This is a genomic window from Nonomuraea sp. CX421 (assembly GCF_059358955.1).
Map to the genome: position 1 here is coordinate 258,029 of NZ_JCADBK010000004.1, position 20,761 is coordinate 278,789.

Below are 20,761 nucleotides of genomic sequence, written 5' to 3' on the forward strand. Positions count from 1 at the left end.
CGATTCCGCAGAGGTTGGTGTCGACATGCGGCCCAGCATGCAAGTTAATGTCGGCATGAAGTCAAGCGCGACGATGAGCATCGGCGACGTGGCCGCCCGGTTCGGCCTCGCCACCCACGTTCTGCGGCACTGGGAGTCGATGGGGTTGCTCTCGCCGGTCCGCGCCCAAGGCGACCGCCGCCGCTACGGGCCCGGCGGCCCGGCGCGCGGTCCTGTCGCGCCACCGGGCCGCCCTTGCCCGCCGCATCGCCCAGGCGCGGGCGTCACTGGAGCTCATCGACTGCGCCCTCGACTGCGACCACGAGGACTTCATGAGCTGCCGCAACTTCCAGGCCATGCTGGACGAACGGATCTTCGGGACGCCAGGCCCCGCCCCCGCGGCGGGCCTGAACGCGCTTACTTGAACGCGCGCAGCCGCAGGCTGTTGGTGACCACGAAGACGCTGGAGAACGCCATCGCGGCCCCGGCGATCATCGGGTTGAGCAGACCCGCGGCGGCCAGCGGCAGGGCGGCCACGTTGTAGGCGAAGGCCCAGAACAGGTTGCCCTTGATGGTGGCCAGCGTGCGCCGCGACAGGCGCAGCGCGTCGGCGGCCACCCGCAGGTCGCCCCGGACCAGCGTGAGGTCGGACGCCTCGATGGCGACGTCGGTGCCGGTGCCCATGGCCAGGCCCAGGTCGGCCTGGGCGAGCGCGGCGGCGTCGTTGACCCCGTCGCCGACCATGGCCACGACCCGGCCCTCGGCCTGCAGCCGCTTGACCACCTCGACCTTGTCGGCGGGCAGCACCTCGGCGATCACCTCGTCGATGCCCACCTCCGCCGCGACCGTGCGGGCGACGGCCTCGTTGTCGCCGGTGAGCAGCACCGGGGTGAGCCCGAGCCCGCGCAGCCGTTCGATCGCCTCCTTGCTGGTCGGCTTGACCACGTCGGCGACGACCAGCACGGCGCGCGCCCGGCCGTCCCAGCCGACGGCGACCGCCGTACGGCCGGCCGTCTGCTCCTCCTCGACCGCCCGCGCCAGCTCGGCGGGAAGGTGCTGGGACCACTCACTGAGCAGCTGGGGCCGGCCGACGAGCACCGCGTGCCCGTCGACGACGCCCTGGACGCCGAGCCCCTCGACGTTGGCGAAGTCCTCGACCTTCGCGTCGGACCGGGCGGCGCGGGCGACGGCCTGGGCGATGGGGTGCTCGGAGGCGTGCTCCAGCGCGCCGGCCAGCCGCAGCACCTCCTCACGCTGCTCCCCCTCGGCCAGGTGCACGCCGGTCAGCGTCATCCGGCCCTCGGTGACCGTGCCGGTCTTGTCCAGGACGATCGTGTCCACCTCGCGGGTCGACTCCAGCACCTCGGGACCCTTGATCAGGATGCCGAGCTGGGCGCCCCTGCCGGTGCCGACGAGCAGCGCGGTGGGGGTGGCCAGGCCGAGGGCGCACGGGCAGGCGATGATCAGCACGGCCACCGCCGCGGTGAACGCCGCGCCCGCGCCGCCGCCGGTGCCGAGCCAGAAGCCCAGCGTGGCCACCGACAGGGCGATCACGATCGGCACGAAGACGCCGGAGATCCGGTCGGCCAGCCGCTGCACCTGGGCCTTGCCGGTCTGGGCCTCCTCCACCAGCCTGGCCATCTGGGCCAGCTGGGTGTCGGAGCCCACCCGGGTCGCCCGGACCACGAGCCTGCCGCCGGCGTTGACGGTCGCGCCGGTGACCGGATCGCCCTCGCGCACCTCCACCGGGACCGACTCGCCGGTCAGCATGGAGGCGTCGACCGCCGAGTTGCCCTCCTCCACCACGCCGTCGGTGGCGATCTTCTCTCCTGGCCGGACCACGAACCGGTCGCCCACCGTGAGCTGGTCGGCGGGGACCCGGCGGCCGTCGGCCAGCTCGACGTCCTTGGCGCCCAGCTCCAGCAGCGCCCGCAGCGCCGCGCCCGCCCGGCGCTTGGAACGCGCCTCGAAGTAGCGGCCGGCCAGGATGAACGCGGTCACCCCCGCCGCGGCCTCCAGATAGATGTTGCCCGCGCCGCTGGTGCGCTGGATGGTCAGCTCGAACGGGTGGGTCATGCCGGGCATGCCGGCCGTGCCGAGGAACAACGCCCACAGCGACCAGCCCAGCGCCGCCAGGGTGCCCATCGAGATCAGTGTGTCCATCGTCGCCGCGCCGTGGCGCAGGTTGGTCCAGGCCGCCTTGTGGAACGGCCAGCCCGCGTAGACCACCACCGGAGCGGCGAGCGTGAGCGACAACCACTGCCAGTAGGTGAACTGCAGCGGCGGGATCATCGCCATCGCGATCACCGGCACGCTCAGCACGATCGCGGTGATCAGCCGCTGGCGCAGCGAGCGCAGCCCGTCGTCGGGCTCCTCCTCGGCGTCCGGCTCGGCGGGCGGGGCGGGCAGCGCGGCGGTGTAGCCGGCCTTCTCCACCTCGGCGATCAGGTCGCGCGGCTCGACACTGCCGGGGAAGGTGACCTTGGCCTTCTCGGTCGCGTAGTTGACCGTCGCGGTGACGCCGTCGAGCTTGTTGAGCTTGCGCTCGATGCGGCTGGCGCAGGAGGCGCACGTCATCCCACCGATCGAGAGCTCGACCGCCTGGTGTGATGTGTCATCGGTGAGGTGAGACGTGTGCTGGGACATCATCTCTCCTTTCTCGTGTCGCGTCCGCGTCAGTGACCGTGGCCGTCGTCACTGTGATCGTCGTCACCGGGCGTGGCCGCCGGTGTCGCGGCCGGCCGCGCGGGGCCCGCGCTGGCGGTGAAGTCGGCGGTTCGTACGACGCCCTGGTGCTTGAAGTCCAGGAACATCCGGTAGTCACCGCCGCTCGGCACCTCCGCGTCGAAGGCGATCCGGGAACCGGCCGTGCCGGCTTCATCGGGATGAACGTGCAGGTAGGCCAGGTCGCCCGCGCGCAACGCCACCAGATGGCCGTAGGCGCCGAGGTAGGGCTGCAGGTCGGTCACCGGCTTGCCGTCCTTGCTCACCGTGAGCGTGAGCCTGCCGGACCGGCCGGGCACCAGGTCACCGTCGAGAGTCACAGTGTAGTCGCCGACCTCGGCCGTGCGGCTGACCGGCTCCAGCTCCTGGGGCTGGTAGTCGCCCGCGACGAACACGTCGGTGCCCAGGGTCAGGCCGCTCCTGCCCGTGGGGGCGAAGTCGGCGAAGGCGCGGAAGGGCCCGGCGGCCGGGAAGGTCATCTTGACCGACCAGACGCCGTCGGGGCTCATCTCGGGGTGCAGGTGCGCGAAGCTGCCCAGATCTCGGGAGACCACGATGAAGTGCATCTTCTTGTCGTGGGCCACGTCGTAGCCGGTGACCGGGCGTCCGTCAGGGCCCGTCACGACGAACCTGAACTCGGTGCGCTCGCCGGGCTTGATCGCGGTGGTGAGTGGGGTCAGCGTGTAGCCGCCCTGCGACACCTGAAGCCCCCCGGGGGTATTGTCCTCCGGCTGCTCAGGGGACGCGTGCCCGGTGTCGTGGCCCTGCTCGGCGGCAGGGGAGGCTGTGTCGTGGCCCTGCTGGGCGGTGTCGTGCGGGGCCGGGGCCGCCGGGGCCGCCGTCCCCCCCACCGCCGCGCCCACCCCCAGGGCTCCGCCGAAGACGACGGCGAGCCCCAGGGCGTAGACGCCGAGTTTGGCCGCGGTGTTCACGACCGCGACACCAGCGTGTAGCCGGCCTCCTCGACGGCGGCGCTGATCTTCGCCTGCTCGACCGGGCCGTCGCTGCCGACCGTCAGCAGCCCGCCGTCGAGCTCGACCTCGACCGAGGTGACACCTTCGACCTGGCCGACCTCCTCCTTGACCGAGCTCACGCAGTGGCCGCAGGTCATGCCTTCGACGACATAGGTGCTGGTGCTCATCCTCGTCAACCCCTCATCAGTGTGCTCTCCGAACAACAGGTTCATTCATACCATACCCCCCCACCCTATATCGAAGGCAAACGGGATGCCGGTCCGGCATGCGTTCGGCCTCAGTCGACGAGCTCGGACAGGGGCCGGCGAACGGCGTCCTTGTCGTCGAACGTGATGCCGAACCGGGCGATCATCTGCGGGAACTCACCCGAGCAGAGCTCGGCCCTGAGAAACTCGCGCAGGTGGAACATCTCCAGCGCCTGCGTGTGGAAGGCGGCGCTGACCCCGTGCGCCGAGGCCCGCAGCAGCACCCGCTGCAACGCCTGACCGGCGGCGATCCAGTCCTCGCGGCTGTCGCCCGACGTGGTCAGCAAGGCGACCACCCCGGTCGAGGCCGACTTGCTCTGGTCGGCCTCGCTGCCCCACTCGTGCCGCCAGGCGTAGTCACGCTGCGCGAACCTCGGCTCCGTCGGCGCCGCCTCGCGCGGGTAGCCCCCGGCCGGCACCCCGTCACCGCGGCCGCTGCCCGGCGGGCGCGCCCAGCGGATCACCTCCAGGCTGAAGCGCCGGTCCTGCGCCTGCACTTCCTGCGCGGCCCGGGTGAGCGCGGCGACCACCTCGACCGCCCCGGGCGCGACGACCGGCGTCAGCCTGACCCCCTCGCTCCTGGCCTCGCCGACCAGCGCCTCGACCAGCCGCTCCGGAACGGGCAGGTCGGTGAACCCCGCCCGGTGGGTGCGCCGCCGCTCGAACTCGCCGCCGAGCAGCCGCGTGTGCTCGTCGGGCTCCATCGGGGCCCCGACTCCCACGGTCGCCACCAGCGACGGGCGGTCGGGGTCCGGCAGCACCCGGGTGATGGGCTCGAAACCCGCGCACCGCAGGGCCGTACGGATGTTGAACAGGGCGGCGCCGCAGCCGATCAGCAGCTCCCGCCCGGAGCTGTCCTCCACGCGCAGCTTGCGGTCGACGTCGGCGCGCAAGCTGACGACCTCGCCGGACACGGAGAAGGACCAGGGTTGCGTGTTGTGCACGGACGGCGCCCAGCGACCGGCCTCCAGCGCCGCCCTGATCGCGTCCTCCCGCTGCTCTGGCGTTCGAGTGGTCATGGCGCTACCTCCAACCGGTGTCCAGTCCAGCTCATCACGGCCGGAGGGACACGGTGAGGGCCGAAGGTCCCCTCCGGCCAGGGACCGTCGGCCTTCACCCGACCGGCCTCCCCTCAGAACGCTCCCGTCAGACGGCGGCGGAAGATCCAGTACGTCCAGCCCTGGTAGATCAGCACCAGGGGCGTGAAGATGGCCGCGACCCAGGTCATCACCGTGAGCGTGTACGGACTGGAGGCGGCGTTGACCACGGTCAGGCTGTTGGCCGGGTCGAGCGCGGGCATCACGTTCGGCCACAGGCTGGTGAACAGGGTGGCCGTGACCGCGACGATGGCGACGGCGCTGGCGGTGAACGCCCAGCCGTCACGGCCGATCAGGGTGGCGACCAGGGTGCCGGCGAGGCCCGCGACGGCCAGCGCCAGGGCGGCCCAGGAGACGGCCCCGGACCGGACGACGAGCAGGAACGCCAGCCCCACGAGAATGGTGACCGGGGCGAGCAGCCGGGCGGCCCGGACGGCCCGCGCCCGCAGGTCGCCGGTGGTGCGCAGGGCGAGGAAGACGGCGCCGTGCTGGGTGAACAGCAGCAGCGTGGCCACACCACCGAGCAGGGCGACCGGGTTGAGCAGGGTGAACAGCGTCCCGGTGTACTCGTGGTCGGCGTCGAGCGGCACGCCGCGCACGATGTTGGTGAACGCGACGCCCCACAGCAGGGCGGGGCCGAGCGAGCCCCAGAAGAAGGCCCGGTCCCAGCCCTTGGTGCTGTCGCTCTTGTTGCGATACTCCAGGGCCACGCCGCGCATGATCAACGCCAGCAGGATGAGGAACAGCGGCAGGTAGAAGCCGCTGAACAGGGTAGCGTACCACTCGGGGAAGGCGGCGAAGGTCGCGCCGCCGGCCACCAGCAGCCACACCTCGTTGCCGTCCCACACCGGCCCGATGGACCGGACGATGGTGCGCCGGTCGGCCTCGTCGCGTCCCAGGAAGGGCAGCAGGATGCCGACCCCGAAGTCGAAGCCCTCAAGAACGAAGTAGCCGGTCCACAGCACGGCTATCAGTACGAACCAGACGGTGGTGAGTTCCATGACGTGCAGTCCTTAGTAGCCGAGGGCCTTAGTAGCTGAGGGCGGGGACGGCGGAGTCGGGCTCCTGCTCCTCCTGCGGCCCGATGCGGATGAACTTGAGCATCAGCCGCACCTCGATGAAGGCGAGCACGGCGTAGACGAGGGTGAAGCCGACGAGCGTGATCGCCACCTCGGCGACGTCCACGCCGGGTGAGACGGCGGCGGCGGTCCGCATCAGGCCGAACACGGTCCACGGCTGGCGGCCCATCTCGGTGAAGATCCAGCCGAGGGTGTTGGCCAGGAACGGCAGGCCGATGCCCACGATGGCCAGCCGGTAGGGCCACCGGCTCGCGGGCAGCCTGCCGCGCCTGGTCAGCCAGAGCCCGACGAGCGCCGCCAGCGCCGAGAGCATGCCGAACCCGATCATCAGCCGGAACGACCAGTAGGCCAGTCCGACGACGGGCCGGTAGTCGCCCGGGCCGTAGAGCGCCTCGTAGCGGGCCTGGATGTCGTTGATGCCCTCGACCTTGCCGTCCAGGGTGTTCGTGGACAGCAGGCTCAGGCCGTACGGGATCTGCAGGTTGACGTGGTTGCGGCCGTTCTCGACGTCGCCGACGGCGAACAGCGAGAAGCCGGCCGAGGTCTCGTCCTCCCACAGGGCCTCGGCGGCGGCCATCTTCATCGGCTGCTGCTCGGTCATGATCTGGGCCTGCCAGTGGCCCGAGAGGCTGACGCCGATCGCGGCGACCAGGCTGACGACCATGGCCATCCGGGCGGAGATGCGGAACATGTCCACGTCGCGCTTGCGCAGCAGGAACCAGGCGCTGACGCCCAGCACGAACGCGCCGGCGGCGATGAACGCGCCGAAGATCACGTGCGGGAAGGTGACCAGCGTGGTGGAGTTGGTGAGCACGGCCCAGATGTCGGTCAGCTCGGCCCGGCCGTTGTTGATCCGGTAGCCGACCGGGTGCTGCATCCAGGAGTTCGCCGCCAGGATGAAGTAGGCGGACAGGTTGGTGCCGATCGCGGCGATCCAGATCGTGGCCAGGTGCAACCGGGGCGAGAGGCGATCCCAGCCGAAGATCCACAGTCCGATGAAGGTGGATTCGAGGAAGAAGGCCATCAACCCTTCCATCGCCAGCGGGGCGCCGAACACGTCGCCGACGAAGCGGGAGTAGTCACTCCAGTTCATCCCGAACTGGAACTCCTGCACGATGCCGGTCACCACGCCCATCGCGAAGTTGATCAGGAAGAGCTTGCCGAAGAACTTGGTGAGCCGCAGATACTCCGGCTTCCGCGTACGGTGCCAGGCGGTCTGCAGCCCGGCCACGAGGATCGACAACCCGATGGTCAGGGGTACGAACAGAAAGTGGTAGACGGTCGTGATGCCGAACTGCCACCGCGAAAGGTCCAGAACATCCATGCCAGCAGGGTCGTGCACGCCCGCTGTCCACCCGTAGGGCCGGCAGACCCCATCCCGATGGGACCTTGGTCCTTCCTTTCCGTCCGCCTGAACCCGCTCTGACCTGTGGCGCGGTCCGCACGCAGGGCCTTAGCCGGCTCTTCGCCCGCCGTCAGGCAGGGACCTTTGGCACCGACCCGAGGGCCCTCCGGCACTCCCGGCACAATGGGACCTACGCGAGCGTCTGGGTAGGAGGTGTGTCATGTCTACCCCACTCGCCACAGAGCTGGGCGTCCGGCGGTTGCTGGTCGCCGCCGGGCACGCGCCGTCGGTTCTCAACACCCAGCCCTGGCGCTTCGACGTCGTCCGTCACGAGATCGTCGAGCTGTTCGCCGACCCCGACCGGCGGTTGCGGGTGAGCGACCCCCGGGGCCGCTCCCTGCACGTCAGCTGCGGCGCGGCCCTGTTCAACCTGCGGCTCGCGGTGCGGGCCGCCGGGCAGCGCCCGGTGGTCTGGCTGCTGCCCAGCCCGGATGAGGAGCCCGATCTGCTGGCCGCCGTGCGGATGACCGACGCCCGCCCGTCGTCTGGCGAGCAGCGCGAGCTGTACGACCTCATCTGGGAGCGGCGCACCAACCGCGAGCCCTACTACTCGCGCCCGGTGCCGTCGTCGGTCATCGCCGAGCTGCGCATCGCCGCCTCCCGCGAAGGCGCCAACCTGCTGCCCCTCGACCGGCGCGGCGCGGCCGACATCATGGACTACGCCGCGATCGCCGAGGAGGAGCTGTCCGGCGACCACGACTACCAGGCCGAACTGGCCGCGTGGACGATGCCGGGAGCGCGCTATGACGGCGTCCCCGCCTACGTGCACGGCCCGCGCCCCACGGGCGAGCCGGCTCCCGTGCGCGACTTCGGACGGCACACCACGAAGGCCCGGTTCGAGGAGCGTCCCCAGCTCGCCGTGCTCACCACGCCGGGCGACCGGCCGATCGACTGGCTGCGGGCCGGGCAGGCGCTGCAACGGGTGCTGCTGGTCGCCACCAGGTACGGGCTGTCGGCGTCCTTCCTCAACCAGCCCCTCGACCTGCGCGACATGCGTCAGCGCAGGGACCCGCACCACCGGCGCGGACACCCTCAGATGATCATTAGGCTCGGTTACGGCCCCTACGTGGCCCGCAGTCCGCGCCGCCCCGCCACCGAACTGGAGAGTTCGCATGTTTGACGGCTACGATGTCCTGCTGCGTGACGGCGGCATCGCCCATGTGCGCCCCCTGACCCCCGGCGACCGCCCCGCTCTGCACGAGCTGGTCGACCGCTCGTCGGAGCGCTCGGCCTACCTGCGGTTCTTCACCGGAGGGCGCAACACCGCCCACTCCTACATGGACCGGCTCACCGGCCCCGCCTATCGGGGTCGCGCGATGGTGGCCACCATGCGGGACCGGCTGGTCGCCGTCGCCGAGTACATCCCGATCGACGACCACTCCGCCGACCTGGGGATCCTGCTGGACGACGCGGTGCACGGCGTCGGGCTGGGCACGCTGCTGCTGGAGCACGTCGCGCTCGACGCCGCCGCCAACGGCGTCGACGAGCTGATCGCCGACGTGCTGGCCGAGAACCAGACGATGATCCGGGTGCTGCGGAACCTCGGCCTGGACGTGCGGCGCCGGTTCGACGGCGGCTCGATGCACATCAGCATCGACGCGCTGCCGACGCCGGAGCTGCAGGCGGGCATCGAGGCCCGCGACCACGAGGCCGAGCGCGCCTCGCTGGCCCGTGTCCTGGCCCCCAGGTCGGTCGCCGTGATCGGGGCCGGCCGCGACCCCCGGAGCGTCGGCCACCGGGTGCTGCGCAACCTCATCGACGGCGGCTTCACCGGCGACCTCTATCCGATCAACCCCAACGCCGAAACGCTGGAGGGACTGACCTGTCTGCCGAACGTGGGCGCGATCACCACGGGCGTGGACCTGGCGGTCGTGGCGGTGCCCGCCAGGCACGTGCTGCAGGTGGCCCGCGAGTGCGCCGAGGCCGGGGTGTCCGGGCTGGTCGTGCTGACCTCCGGGTTCGCCGAGGCCGGGTTGCGCAACGTGGAGACCGACCTGCTGCGGATCTGCCGCACCGCCGGGATGCGCCTGGTCGGCCCCAACTGCCTGGGCGTCGTGAGCACCCCCGCCCGGCTCAACGCCAGCTTCCTGCCGCACGCTCCGGTCCCGGGCCGCGTCGCGCTCATGTCGCAGTCGGGCGCCGTCGGCGCCGCGCTGCTGGAGCGGCTGAACGTCTCGTCGTTCGTGTCCGTCGGCAACAAGGCCGACGTGAGCGGCAACGACCTGCTGGAGTACTGGGAGGACGACGACAACACCGACGTGATCGCGCTCTACCTGGAGTCGTTCGGCAACCCGCGCAAGTTCGCCCGCATCGCCCGGCGCGTCTCGGCCAAGAAACCGATCCTGCTGGTCAAGAGCGGCCGGTCGGGCGCCGGTGACCGGGCGGTCCGCTCGCACACCGCGGCCGCCGCCAGCCCCGACGTCGCCGTGGACGCGCTCGTCCGCGCCTCGGGAGTGCTGCGGCTCGACAGCGTGCACGACCTCATCGACACCGCCCGCCTGCTCGCCACGCAGCCGCTCCCCCAGGGCCGCCGCGTCGCGATCGTCGGCAACTCGGGCGGCCCCGAGGCGATGGCCGCCGACGCCTGCGAGCTGCACGGGCTCGTCGTCCCCGAGCTGCCCGCCGGGCTGATCGAGGCCGGCGAGTCGGCCGCCCTGGGCAACCCGGTCGACCTGACCGCCGACGCGCCGGCCGGCCAGATCGGCGCGGCGATCGAGACCCTGGGCAAGTTTCCCGACATCGACGCCATCCTGGTCGTCTACACGCCGCCGTTCGGCTCCGGGCTGGAGGAGACCCGCCGGGCCATCGCCGCCGCCACCGAGCACACCGACAAGACCGTGGTGGCCTGCGTCGTGGGCCATGACGGGCTGATCGACGACCGCATCCCCAGCTACGCCTTCCCCGAGCAGGCCGTCGAGACGCTGGCCCACGCGGTCCACTACGCCGAGTGGCGGGCCCGCCCGGCCGAGGAGCCGGAGCCCCGGCCCCGGGTCGACGAGCGCGCGGGACGGGAGATCGTACGAGCCGAGCTGGAGGCGGCCCCCGCCGGCGGCTGGCTGTCCCCGGCCGACACCACCGCCCTGCTCGGCCACTACGGGCTGAACCTGGTGCCCACCGTGGACGTGGACGGCCCCGAGGCCGCCGCCGAGGCCGCCGCCAGGGTCGGGCTGCCCGTCGTGCTGAAGGCGACGGGCCCGGTGCACAAGAGCGACGTGGGCGGCGTACGGCTCGACCTGGGGAGCGTGGCGGAGGTACGGCAGGCGTACACGGACATGGCCGCGCGGATCGGCCCCGAGATGACCGGCGGCATCGTGCAGCCCATGCTGCCCAAGGGCGTCGAGATCATCATCGGCGGGGTCAACTACCCGTCGTTCGGGCCGCTGGTCATGGTCGGGATGGGCGGCGTGACGGCCGAGTTGCTGGCCGACCAGTCCTTCCGGGTGCCGCCGCTCAGCCGCGCCACGGCCGTCGAGATGATCGACGAGCTGCGCTGCTCGCCCCTCCTGCACGGCTACCGGGGCACGCTGCCGGTGGACGTCGAGGCCCTGGCCGAGCAGCTGGTGCGCATCGGCCGGCTGCTGGAGGATCTGCCCGAGGTGACCGAGCTCGACCTGAACCCGGTGATCGTCACTCCCGGCGGCGCCACGACGGTGGACGCCCGGATCCGGGTCGCGCCGTCCCTGCCGCAGCCGTCGCCGCTGCTGCGCCGCCTGCGCTGACCAGCCGTCTGCGCTGACCGGCCGTCCGCACTGACCAAGGGCCGGGCGGATCGGGACTTCCGCCCCTACGGGTGGGCCGCTCCGCGAGGTGTGATGGGAGTACCCCAAGGAGGTAGTCATGAGGATGACCGTCAAGGACGTGATGACGACCGAAGTCGCCTCGGTGAGAGGCGACACCCCCTTCAAGGACATCGCCGAGACGCTCATTTCGGGCGGCATCAGCGCCGTGCCCGTGGTGGACGACGACCGCCACGTCATCGGCATGGTGTCGGAGGCCGACCTGCTCCGCAAGGAGGAGTTCAGGGAGCAGTTCTACCGCGAGGGCTACCAGCCGCCGCTGCGCGCCCGGTTGCGCCACCCCAAGGGCAGGCAGAAGGCCGCGGGCGACACCGCCGCCGAGCTGATGAGCTCGCCCGCGATCAGCGTCTCCCCGGAGGCGTCGGCGGTCTCGGCCGCCCGCCTGATGGACTCCCGCGACGTCAAGCGGCTGGCCGTCGTCGACCCCGACAACAGGCTGGTCGGCATCGTCAGCCGCCGCGACCTGGTCAAGTTGTTCCTGCGCGCCGACGAGGACATCGCCGCCGAGGTACGGGACGACATCCTGGAGCGGGCCCTGTGGGTCGACACCTCCCACGTCACCGTCGAGGTCCACCAGGGCGTGGTGACGCTGGGCGGCTGGATGGACCGCCGCAGCGAGGCGGGCATCGCGGCCCGGATGACCCAGCGCGTCAACGGCGTGGTCGACGTGATCGACAACCTGACCTGGAAGCAGGACGACTCGAAGTGGGAGGGCAACTAGCCATGCTCGTCCGCGAGGTCATGAGCAGTCCGGTCGTCACGGTCCTGCGCACCGACCCGGTGCGCAGGGCCGTCCGGCTGCTGCACCGGCACGACATCACCGCGGCCCCCGTGGTCGACGCCGAGGGACGGCTGGCCGGCGTGGTCAGCGAGCTCGACCTGCTGCGCGGCGAGTTCGAGCCCGACCCCCGCGCCTCGGCGCGTCCCGTCGAGACGCCCGCCGAGCCCCCGCCCCGCCACGTGGCCGAGGTCATGACCGGTGAGGTGGTCACCGTGACCGAGACGACGGACGTCACCGTCGCCATCGACCTCATGGTCGGCAAGCGGATCAAGAGCCTGCCGGTCCTGCGGGGCGACGAGATCGTCGGGATGGTCAGCCGTCGCGACCTGATGGCGATGCTGGCCCGTCCCGACGAGGAGCTGTGCCAGGCCGTGCGCGAGGCGCTCAGCGAGCAGTACCCCTTCGGCCCGAGCTGGGACGTCTCCGTCCACGACGGCGTGGCCGAGCTGAGCGGGCCACCCCACCCGCACGCCGACCGCATCGCCGACGTGCTCGCCCGCACCGTGCCCGGCATCGTCCGGGTCAGGCATCTGAGGTGAGTCCCGTCGAGCGCGACGGCGTGGCCAGCGTGGCGGCCGCGATCACGGCCTGGCCGTAGCTGACTCCGCCGTCGCCGACCGGCACCCGCTCGCCGATGTACGGCTCGAAGCCGGCCAGGGTCAGCCGGGCGAGCACGTCGGCGGCCAGCAGCCGGTTCTGGAACACCTCCCCCGACAGGCAGACCGTGGTGACGTCGTGCTCGGCGGCGGCCCGCTCGCACATCAGCACCGTGACGGCCGCGATCGTGGCGTGGAAGGCGGCGGCGATCCGCCCGGCCGGCTCACCGTCGGCCCTGGCCTCCAGCAGGTCGCGCAGCGTGGCCACGGCGTCGTACACCCACAGCCCGTCACGCCGCGCCAGCCGCCAGGCCAGCGGCTCCACGCGGGGACAGCCGGTGGCGGCCTGTTCCAGCCGCTCCGCCGCGTCCCCTTCGTGTCCGACGGCCGGGCAGAGGCCGAGCAGCGCGGCGGCCGCGTCGAACAGGCTGCCCGCGCCGGAGGTGACCGGGCCGCCCCGGGCGATCACCTGGCGGATGCCGTCCACCGGGGGGAATCCGGGGAGATCGGCGGCGAGCCCCATGGGGATGGGCTGGTCGGTGGTCTCGCCGCCGACGAGGTAGCCGAGTGCCATGCGGGCGGGCCTGCGGACGGCCGCGGCCCCGCCGGGCATCGGAGCGTAGGAGAAGCGGCCGAGCCGCTGATAGCCGGTGTAGGTGGCCAGCAGCAGTTCGCCGCCCCAGAAGGTGCCGTCGTCGCCCAGGCCGAGCCCGTCGTAGGCGACCCCGAGGAAGGGGGCCGGCAGTCCGTGCTCGGCGGCCACCGCCGCGACGTGCGCGTGGTGGTGCTGCACGGCCACGCGGCTCGGCCAGCGGCTCGCCATCCGTGAGGCGAGGCAGCCGGGGTCCAGGTCATGCGCGACGTGCGCGGGTTCGACGCCGTGCAGTGAGCGCAGCCGGTCGAGCTCCACCTCGTACGCCTCCAGGGCGCGGGCGTCGGTGAGGTCGCCGAGGTGCGGACCGAGGACGGCCCGCTCACCGCAGGCCAGGGTGAACGTGCCGGCCCGCTCCGCGCCCAGGGCCAGCAGTGGCCGCCGGGCGGCGACGGGCAGCGGCAACTGCGCGTCCGCCAGGCCGCGAGCCCGGCGGATCACGGTCGAGCGCGACCCGAGCGAGCGCACCACCGAGTCGTCGCGGCGGCTCACCAGCGGCCGGTCGTGCGTGAGGACCCCGTCCACGCCCAGCTCAACGGCCTCTTCCGTGCCGGAGGGCGCGTCCGCCGTGACCACCACGAGGGGGCGGCGGAGGCCGTCCAGCAGCAGGTGGTGCAGCGGTGTGCCGGGCAGCACCAGCCCGACGCCGGCGGTCCCGGCGCAGACGGCGGCGGACAGCACGGCGTGACGCGCGCGCGGGACCAGCACGATCGGGGCCGCGGGGTCACGCAGCAGGCGACGGTCGGCGTCGGCCAGGTGGCCCAGGGCGCCGGCGCTGGTCACGTCGCGCACCATGACGGGCAGCGGCTCCGTCGCGCGTCCGGTGACCTCGCGGAACCGGGCCACGGCCGCGTCGTCGATCGCGTCGCAGACGAGCTGGAAGCCGCCGGGGCCCTTGACCGCGATCACCCCGCCGCCCGCGACGATCTCGACCGCGGTCCGGAGTGCCTGATCTCCGGTGACGCTGAGGAAACGCAGCCGGGGGCCGCACGACGGGCAGGCGGTCGACTCGGCGCGGAAACGCCGCCCGCCTGGGTCGTCGTACTCGGCGGCGCAGGTCGCGCACATCGGGAAGTGGCGCATGACCGTGCGCTCCCGCGCGTACGGCAGGCTCTCGGCGATGGCCGCGCGCGGACCGCACGACGCGCAGTCGATGAACGCGTAGCGGTACCTGCGGTTGGCCGGGTCGAACAGCTCGCGCAGGCAGTCGTCGCAGGTCGCCCGGTCGGCTGGGGGCTCCTGGCGCGGGTACGGCACCTGCCGCTCTCCCGCCCCGGTCACCAGGAGCCGGACGTACGGCCGGACCCGCGCGGGAGCGTGCTCCTCGACAGCCATGCGACGGGCCTAGAGCACCGGCGGGACGACGAGGAGGTCTTCCCTCTCGTAGGTCAGCTCGTTGACCACGTCCACCACGCCCTCGACGCGGCGGATCGACTCGATCAGCGTGACGACCTGGGAGTTCCAGCTGACCCGGCCGCCGATGGTCACGACGCCCCTGTCGATGTCGATCGTGAACGCGTCACGCTGAGGTAGCAGGGCCCGGATGTCCGCCTCCAGCTCGGTCGCCGGACGGAGGAAGACCCGCAGCACGTCGCGCTGGTGCAGGGTGCCGATGATGCGCCCGGTGACGGGATCGATCACGGGGAGCTGCTTGACGCGCTTGTCGTGCATCAGCCGGGCCGCGTCGCGGACCGGGGTCCCGGGAGTGATGGTGATCGCCGGAGAGGTCATGAGCTGGGTCGCCGTGACGCCCGCGGCCTTCTGGTGCTCCTGCTTCTGCCTGCGCGACTCGAACATGGAGACGCTGTGCCGTACGGGATCGGCCTCCTTGAGCAGCAGGTCGTCCTCGGAGACCACCCCCACCGGCCGCCGGTCGGCGTCGATCACGGTGACCGCGCCCACCGCGTAACGCTTCATCGCCGACACGATGTCGGCGAACGAGGCGTCCTGGAGCACGGCGATGGCCACGCGTCCCATGACGTCCTTGACTTCGATTGCCATCGTGCTCACCTCCTCTTCATCCCTCACGATGCCGTGGGCCGGGCGGTCTCGGCACTGGCGAACGTCCCACGTCCGTGGGCCCAAGGTCCCGCCCCGGCGCTCATCGGTAGAGGGCGTCGTCGATCGAGAAGCGGAGGAACTCGCCCCCGGCCCACCGCTCCGTACCCGGCCACCAGCCGACCCGCAGCGACTCGGGCAGGGTGAACCCGTCAAAGGTGACCTCACCCTCGCACCGCGCCCCGAACGGGTGGTGGCGGTACCTCTCCTGGTCAGGGTTGCCCCAGCGGCGCAGGGTGACCGCCGCGAGCCTGCCGCTGGGGGCGATGTCGAGCGTCACCTCGTGCTCCTCGTCCCCGACCGGCACGCAGGCGATCACCTGGCGGTCGTCGACCGGTTTCCAGCGGATCCGCGGATCGAGCGCCGAGGCGGGCGCCATGACGAACTCGCTGGCCAGTCGCCCGGCCGCGCTCCGGTCGATGTCCTGGCCGGTGCCCGACATGACCGGGATCTTGTTCAGCAGCCGCCAGCGCATCTCCCCGGCGCCGCTCAGGTAGCGGTCGAACCCCTCGATGTTCAGCAGTCCCACGTACGCGGTGGCCGTCCAGACGAAGCCCACCATCGGCAGCAGCGCCTGCGTGGCGTGGAAGGTGCGCCAGCCGCCCAGCCGGATCGTGCCGTGCGTCTCCAGCACGACGGCTCCCAGCAGCGGGGTGCCGGGCGCGATGGCGTGCAGCAGCCAGCGCCGCGCGGGTTCCGGCAGCAGGGCGGCCCGCACGGGGTCGAACGGCTCGGGATCCTCGGTCGCCGCCTGCAGCAGTTGCCAGTCGCGGCGGGCCTCATCGGTCAGGTATGGCGGAGCGACGACGGTGGTCATGACGGCCTCCGAGGCGCTCGGATCACGGCCACCGGGCAGTGCACCCGGTGGATCACGCCGTGCGTGACCGAGCCGAGCACGGCGGAGGCGAACCCGCCCAGCCCGTGCGGCCCGATCACGATCAGGTCGGCGGTCCGGGAGGCGGCGGCCAGGATGGGCACCGGATGCCCACGGACGATCGACTCGACGAGCTCGACTCCCGGGTACTTCTCGCGCCACGGCGCCAGCCGTTGCCGGATCTCGGTCTCCACGTCGGCGAACGCGCCGGCGAGCAGCGGCCCGTAGCCGGCGCCCTGTGGGGCGAGCGACGGGTAGCGCTCGGCGTAGACCACGAGCACCCGGGCGCCGATGACGGCGGCCTGGTTCAGGGCGTACTCGAGGGCGGCGTCCGCGTCGTCGGACCCGTCGTAGGCGGCCACGACCTCGCCGTTCCCGGCGTGCGCGGGGGCTCGCACGATGACGAGCGGGTTGTGGGCGTGCCCGGCCAGGTGCAGCCCCACGGAGCCCAGCACGAGCCCGGCGAACCCGCCGAGGCCCCTGTTGCCGACCACCAGGGTGTCGGCGGTCTCCAACTCGGTCAGCAGGCGTTCCGTCACCGCGCCGGTGAGGTGAGCGGTGGTCACGTTGAGGCCGGGGGCCCGAGTACGCGCGTGGGCCTCACTGGCGGCCAGCAGCCGGGCCTCCTGCTCGGACCGGGTGTGCTCCTCGTGGGCCTTGGTGAAGGGGCGCTCGCTCTTCCAGGGCTCGCGCACGTGCACGATCCGCAGGGGCCGGACGCGCCGTGCCGCGTCGTCGATCGCCCAGTCGAGCGCGGCCTTCGCCGACTCCGAACCGTCGACCCCGACCACGATGGGCCTGCTCATCGCCGTTCGCCTCCTGTCACGAGGAACGCGGGCGGTTTGACGCCCTCGCTCGGCCACGTTTCAGTGCCCGGCGGTCATCCGCCGATCGTCGATGCGGACAAAATGCCCAAATTGCTGGAAACTGAACATGTAACGCCGATTCCGGGCGACCGTAGGAGCGGAAACCCCGCACCTGCGGGCTTCCGTGTCCCACTTCAGCGCGGGGGCGAGCGACCGGACAGTGCCATTGGTCCTCACGGGCGGTGACGTTCGCCGCTACCCGCGGAGCGTGCCGCCGGGCGACGATGAGTTCGTCCAGCTCTCTGGGAGGTGAGCAGATCATGATCGGTGGCCGCATGATCATGGAGTCGCCGGTGTTCGACACCGAGCTGGCGGCGCTGAAGAGGCGGGTGAGCGACCTGGAGGAGCAGGTCCGCACGCTGACCGCCGCCAACCTCGCCCTTGTCCGGGCGATGGAGAACATCCGGGTCCTGGGAAACGTCCGAGCCCCGGAGCACGTCGCAGGCCTGAAGAATGTCGAGGCCCTGAAGAACGTCGAGGTCCCGGAGCACGTCGGGGCCCTGGAGAACGCACGGGCCGATCTCGCGCCCATGATCTGAAGGCGACGAGCCTTCGCCGGCCCACCGCGGAACCAGTGACCCGACTGACCCAAGGGGGAGCCATGCAGGTCAAACAGTGGACGGTGCAGATCTACATCAGCGAGGACGACGGCGACCAGCGGACCCTGGCCCGCGCGGTGCTGTCGGCGCAGGGCACCAGGTGGCACGAGAGCGTCGGCGTCGCCAGGCGCAACCCCGGCGACCGCCCGGTGCCCGAGATCGGCGACGAGCTCGCCGCTGGACGCGCCCTGATGGACCTGGCCGACAAGCTCATCATCGACGCCGCCGAGGACGTGGCCCGGATCGGCGGCCCGGCCGAGTCCCGCTGATCAATCCAGAGGCGGGCCCCGCCCAACGCCGATCAGGCCGAGGCAGGCGCGCAACGCTGATCAGGCCGGGAAGGCGCGCGACGCTGATCAGGCCGGGGCAGGCGCGCTCAACCGGTCACGATGCGCCGTCCCGTCACGTGGGACGGCGTGATCCGGAGATGGCGCCGGCGATCGCCGCCCGCCCACGGCTCCACCTCGGCCGACGCCGCGGCCGGCTCGTCGTCGGTGACGTGGTGCAACGAGCCCCGGACGAGCACGCTCCAGCCGGTGCGCGTGAACTCGTCGAGCCGGTCCACCTCGAACGCCACCTGGTATTCCACCCCCTGAAGCCCGGTGCGCAGGTCCTCGTCGGTCGCGCCGCCCGCGACCGTGCGGATGACGATCGCCCCGTCGTGCACCCGGTAGTTGACCGGAAGCACCGTCGAACCGAAGCGGCCGTAGTAGCCGATCCGGCCGATGCCGCCCGGCGAGATCAGCCGCAGGCACTCCTCCCGGTCGAGCTTCACCAGCTCCGGCCTGGACGGCTTGGCGCCCCGCTCCTCGGCCAGCGTCTCCAGCGCCCGCGCCAGCTTGGCGGCCAGCTCGGGCTCCTCCAGGCACTCGACGTGCGCGACCGGGACGCCCGCCCGCTCGGCCAGGGCCTCTCGGGTCAGGCCCAGCGCCACTCGCCGCTCCGCGAGCCCAGGCACGAGCCCTCCGGCGGTGAATCCGTTGTCCGACATCTGGCACTCCATCTCCGCGGCACGACGACACTCCCGTGACCACGTTAGTAGCCGATGCCGGCCGGCCGCCCCCACCCCGCCCATGCCGGGCGGGATGCGGCCCCGTCAGGAGACCACCGTTGGACAGCCGGAAGCGGGCAGGATCTGCCTGCCCGCTTCGGCGGCCTACCTGGGCCGGCCGTCGGTGCGGCCCGCCAGCGCCCGTTCGATGGCGGCCAGCCGCTCGGCGACGGACCGGCTGTGCAGCAGATCGGCCAGTTGGTCGGCTTCACCGCCGTCCAGGTCGATCGTCTTCGCCGGGCGGTCGGGGTCGGCGGCGTCAGGGGCGGCGTCGTAGACGAGCAGGGTGCGCCGTCCGTCGTGGTGATGGATGACGGAGAGCACGTGCCCTTCCTGGGTGTGGACATGATGGACGACTCCGATGCCGGGGGCGGTGGAGTGGGTGATGTCCATATGGGTCAACCTCCAATCGATGTCGTGGGCCGGGCGCGGACTCACATGAAGTAGCGCAGGTAGACGTAGACCCAGGCCATCACCGAGCTGAGAATCGTGACGAGGATTCCGTACTTGGTGAACTGCCAGAACGAGATGCGGTGACCGGCCCGCGCGGCGATGCCGATGGCCACCACGTTGGCGCTGGCGGCGACCGCGGTGCCGTTGCCGCCGAAGTCGGCGCCCAGGGCGAAGGACCACCACAGCGCCTGCCCGGTGACCGGGTCGGGAGCCTGGGCCACCAGTCCCTCGACGATCGGCGCCATCGTGGCGGCGTACGGGATGTTGTCGAAGAAGGCGCCCAGCACGGCCGAGCCGAACAGCAGCGAGGTGGCGGCGCCGAAGAAGTTGTCGCCGACCGCGTTCACGGCCCAGTCGCCCACGGTGGAGATGACTCCGGTGTGCACCAGCCCGGCGACCATGACGAACAGGCCCACGAAGAACACCAGCGTCGGCCACTCGACCTCGCTCAGGCTCTCCGAGACCTCGACGCGCGACACGAGGATCATCACTCCGGCGCCGACCAGGGCGACGATCGACGGCTCGACGTGCACCACGGAGTGCAGTCCGAACCCGATGATGACCAGGGCCAGCACGGCCAGGCAGCGCACGAGCAGGGCCGGGTCGGTGATGGCGCGCTTCTCCTGCAGCGCCATCACCTCGGCCACGCGGTCCGGGTTGTAGCGGAACGACTTGCGGAACAGCACCCGCGTCAGCAACACGAACGCCACGAAGACCACGACGACGATCGGGGTCATGTGGATGAGGAAGTCGTTGAACGTCAGTCCGGCCCGGCTGCCGATGATGATGTTGGGCGGGTCGCCGATCAGAGTGGCCGCGCCGCCGATGTTCGACGCGAGGACCTCGGCGATCAGGTACGGCTGCGCCGGCACGTCGAGTCGTTCACAGACGACGATCGTCACCGGCGCGACCAGCATGATCGTGGTGACGTTGTCCAGGAACGGCGAGGCGACCGCGGTGATGATCATCAGCATCACCATCAGCCGGTACGGCCGCCCTTTGGACTTCTTCGCGGCCCAGATCGCCAGATAGTCGAAGACACCCGTCTGTTTGATGATCCCGACGATGATCATCATGCCGAGCAGCAGGAAGATGACGTTCCAGTCGATGCCCTCGTGCTCCGAGTAGAACACGTCCGCCCCGGGTGCCAGCCCGAGGACGAGCATGGCCCCGGCGGCGATGAGCACCACTTTGACCTTGTTCACTTTTTCGGTGGCGATAAAGAAGAACGCCACCGCGAAAATGGCCAGCGAGATGATCGCGCTCATCGGCCACGCCCCGGCGGGCCGGTACGCACCCCGGCGAGAACAGGCATCGCGAAACGAGCGCGGGAACGGGGCAGTTCTCGGATCAAGGCATGCCGCAAGGGCACCGCCAGGCGATATTCACACACAGTCAGACCTCCGTACGTTGGGCGTCTCAATCCGGGCTGAAACCTCAACCGGCCCGGGCGGTTCATACACAGGCCTCGGATGGGCACGCCGACGCAGCCGCGCGGCGGCCGATCACGTAGGGAAAGTTCTCGGGGGGC

The 20,761-nt window shown here is 71.7% G+C and carries 19 protein-coding genes and 1 pseudogene; 7 read left to right on the forward strand and 13 right to left on the reverse strand.

The genetic code is table 11. The annotated features are described in order from the left end of the window. Positions 1-73: 73 nt before the first annotated feature. Positions 74-136: pseudogene (locus AC5L3X_RS09885) on the forward strand (MerR family transcriptional regulator); the annotation flags it as partial. A 260-nt stretch (positions 137-396) separates the two neighbouring features. Here AC5L3X_RS09885 and AC5L3X_RS09890 read toward each other — a convergent pair. From AC5L3X_RS09890 to AC5L3X_RS09915, 6 genes are all read right to left on the reverse strand, one after another. After that, entirely contained in the window at positions 397-2,625 is a 2,229-nt protein-coding gene (locus AC5L3X_RS09890) for a heavy metal translocating P-type ATPase (RefSeq protein WP_494856497.1), read from the reverse strand. 29 nt (positions 2,626-2,654) lie between these two features. Then, positions 2,655-3,635: a DUF8832 domain-containing protein gene (locus AC5L3X_RS09895; protein ID WP_494856498.1), complete on the reverse strand. Its 981-nt coding sequence runs from the start codon at positions 3,633-3,635 to the stop codon at positions 2,655-2,657. Next, positions 3,632-3,844, reverse strand: coding sequence for a heavy-metal-associated domain-containing protein (locus AC5L3X_RS09900; RefSeq protein ID WP_189124677.1), 213 nt, complete (start codon positions 3,842-3,844; stop codon positions 3,632-3,634). The genes AC5L3X_RS09895 and AC5L3X_RS09900 overlap by 4 nt, the downstream gene beginning before the upstream one ends. 110 nt (positions 3,845-3,954) lie before the next feature. Next, the gene (locus AC5L3X_RS09905) at positions 3,955-4,941 is read right to left on the reverse strand and encodes an Acg family FMN-binding oxidoreductase (RefSeq protein ID WP_494856499.1); all 987 of its coding nucleotides are present in this window, start codon (positions 4,939-4,941) and stop codon (positions 3,955-3,957) included. Positions 4,942-5,054: 113 nt separating this feature from the next. Further along, positions 5,055-6,020: a cytochrome d ubiquinol oxidase subunit II gene (gene cydB / locus AC5L3X_RS09910; protein WP_494856500.1), complete on the reverse strand. Its 966-nt coding sequence runs from the start codon at positions 6,018-6,020 to the stop codon at positions 5,055-5,057. 28 nt (positions 6,021-6,048) lie between these two features. Further along, entirely contained in the window at positions 6,049-7,422 is a 1,374-nt protein-coding gene (locus AC5L3X_RS09915; protein ID WP_494856501.1) for a cytochrome ubiquinol oxidase subunit I, read from the reverse strand. Between the two features lie 241 nt (positions 7,423-7,663). Here AC5L3X_RS09915 and AC5L3X_RS09920 point away from each other — a divergent pair, with 241 nt between their 5' ends. The 4 genes from AC5L3X_RS09920 to AC5L3X_RS09935 all read left to right on the forward strand — a co-directional run bounded on the left by AC5L3X_RS09920 (position 7,664) and on the right by AC5L3X_RS09935 (position 12,620). Beyond that, positions 7,664-8,623 (forward strand): Acg family FMN-binding oxidoreductase, encoded by a 960-nt coding sequence (locus tag AC5L3X_RS09920; RefSeq protein WP_494856502.1) that lies wholly within the window; start codon positions 7,664-7,666, stop codon positions 8,621-8,623. After that, positions 8,616-11,222 (forward strand): bifunctional acetate--CoA ligase family protein/GNAT family N-acetyltransferase, encoded by a 2,607-nt coding sequence (locus AC5L3X_RS09925; protein ID WP_494856504.1) that lies wholly within the window; start codon positions 8,616-8,618, stop codon positions 11,220-11,222. The genes AC5L3X_RS09920 and AC5L3X_RS09925 overlap by 8 nt, the downstream gene beginning before the upstream one ends. Positions 11,223-11,340: 118 nt before the next feature. Beyond that, positions 11,341-12,021 carry a CBS domain-containing protein gene (locus tag AC5L3X_RS09930; protein ID WP_494856506.1) on the forward strand — a complete coding sequence of 227 codons (681 nt, stop codon included), beginning with the start codon at positions 11,341-11,343 and terminating at the stop codon, positions 12,019-12,021. 2 nt (positions 12,022-12,023) lie between these two features. Then, complete coding sequence (locus tag AC5L3X_RS09935; RefSeq protein WP_189124684.1) at positions 12,024-12,620, forward strand: CBS domain-containing protein; 597 nt, start codon at positions 12,024-12,026, stop codon at positions 12,618-12,620. Here AC5L3X_RS09935 and hypF read toward each other — a convergent pair. The 4 genes from hypF to AC5L3X_RS09955 all read right to left on the reverse strand — a co-directional run bounded on the left by hypF (position 12,604) and on the right by AC5L3X_RS09955 (position 17,067). Further along, complete coding sequence (gene hypF, locus AC5L3X_RS09940; RefSeq protein ID WP_494856508.1) at positions 12,604-14,664, reverse strand: carbamoyltransferase HypF; 2,061 nt, start codon at positions 14,662-14,664, stop codon at positions 12,604-12,606. The genes AC5L3X_RS09935 and hypF overlap by 17 nt on opposite strands. A gap of 9 nt (positions 14,665-14,673) precedes the next feature. Continuing rightward, positions 14,674-15,330, reverse strand: a complete 657-nt coding sequence (locus AC5L3X_RS09945) for a CBS domain-containing protein (protein ID WP_494856510.1) — start codon at positions 15,328-15,330, stop codon at positions 14,674-14,676. 100 nt (positions 15,331-15,430) lie between these two features. Then, positions 15,431-16,204 (reverse strand): DUF6544 family protein, encoded by a 774-nt coding sequence (locus AC5L3X_RS09950; protein WP_494856512.1) that lies wholly within the window; start codon positions 16,202-16,204, stop codon positions 15,431-15,433. Then, a complete protein-coding gene (locus tag AC5L3X_RS09955; protein ID WP_494856514.1) occupies positions 16,201-17,067 on the reverse strand; it encodes a universal stress protein in 867 nt (288 codons plus the stop codon). Before AC5L3X_RS09955 ends, AC5L3X_RS09950 begins: the two co-directional genes overlap by 4 nt. 320 nt (positions 17,068-17,387) lie before the next feature. Between AC5L3X_RS09955 and AC5L3X_RS09960 the strand changes: the two genes are divergently transcribed. Beyond that, on the forward strand, positions 17,388-17,666 hold the full coding sequence (locus AC5L3X_RS09960; RefSeq protein ID WP_494856515.1) for a hypothetical protein: 279 nt from the start codon (positions 17,388-17,390) through the stop codon (positions 17,664-17,666). A gap of 62 nt (positions 17,667-17,728) precedes the next feature. Continuing rightward, positions 17,729-17,995 carry a DUF1876 domain-containing protein gene (locus AC5L3X_RS09965; protein ID WP_494856517.1) on the forward strand — a complete coding sequence of 89 codons (267 nt, stop codon included), beginning with the start codon at positions 17,729-17,731 and terminating at the stop codon, positions 17,993-17,995. A 107-nt stretch (positions 17,996-18,102) separates the two neighbouring features. Here the strand turns inward: AC5L3X_RS09965 and AC5L3X_RS09970 are convergent, their stop codons facing one another. From AC5L3X_RS09970 to AC5L3X_RS09980, 3 genes are all read right to left on the reverse strand, one after another. Further along, a complete protein-coding gene (locus AC5L3X_RS09970; RefSeq protein ID WP_494856519.1) occupies positions 18,103-18,717 on the reverse strand; it encodes a pyridoxamine 5'-phosphate oxidase family protein in 615 nt (204 codons plus the stop codon). Positions 18,718-18,882: 165 nt separating this feature from the next. Continuing rightward, positions 18,883-19,170 (reverse strand): cation:proton antiporter regulatory subunit, encoded by a 288-nt coding sequence (locus tag AC5L3X_RS09975; protein ID WP_494856520.1) that lies wholly within the window; start codon positions 19,168-19,170, stop codon positions 18,883-18,885. Positions 19,171-19,211: 41 nt separating this feature from the next. After that, positions 19,212-20,498 (reverse strand): ArsB/NhaD family transporter, encoded by a 1,287-nt coding sequence (locus AC5L3X_RS09980; protein WP_494856522.1) that lies wholly within the window; start codon positions 20,496-20,498, stop codon positions 19,212-19,214. Positions 20,499-20,761: the final 263 nt, after the last annotated feature.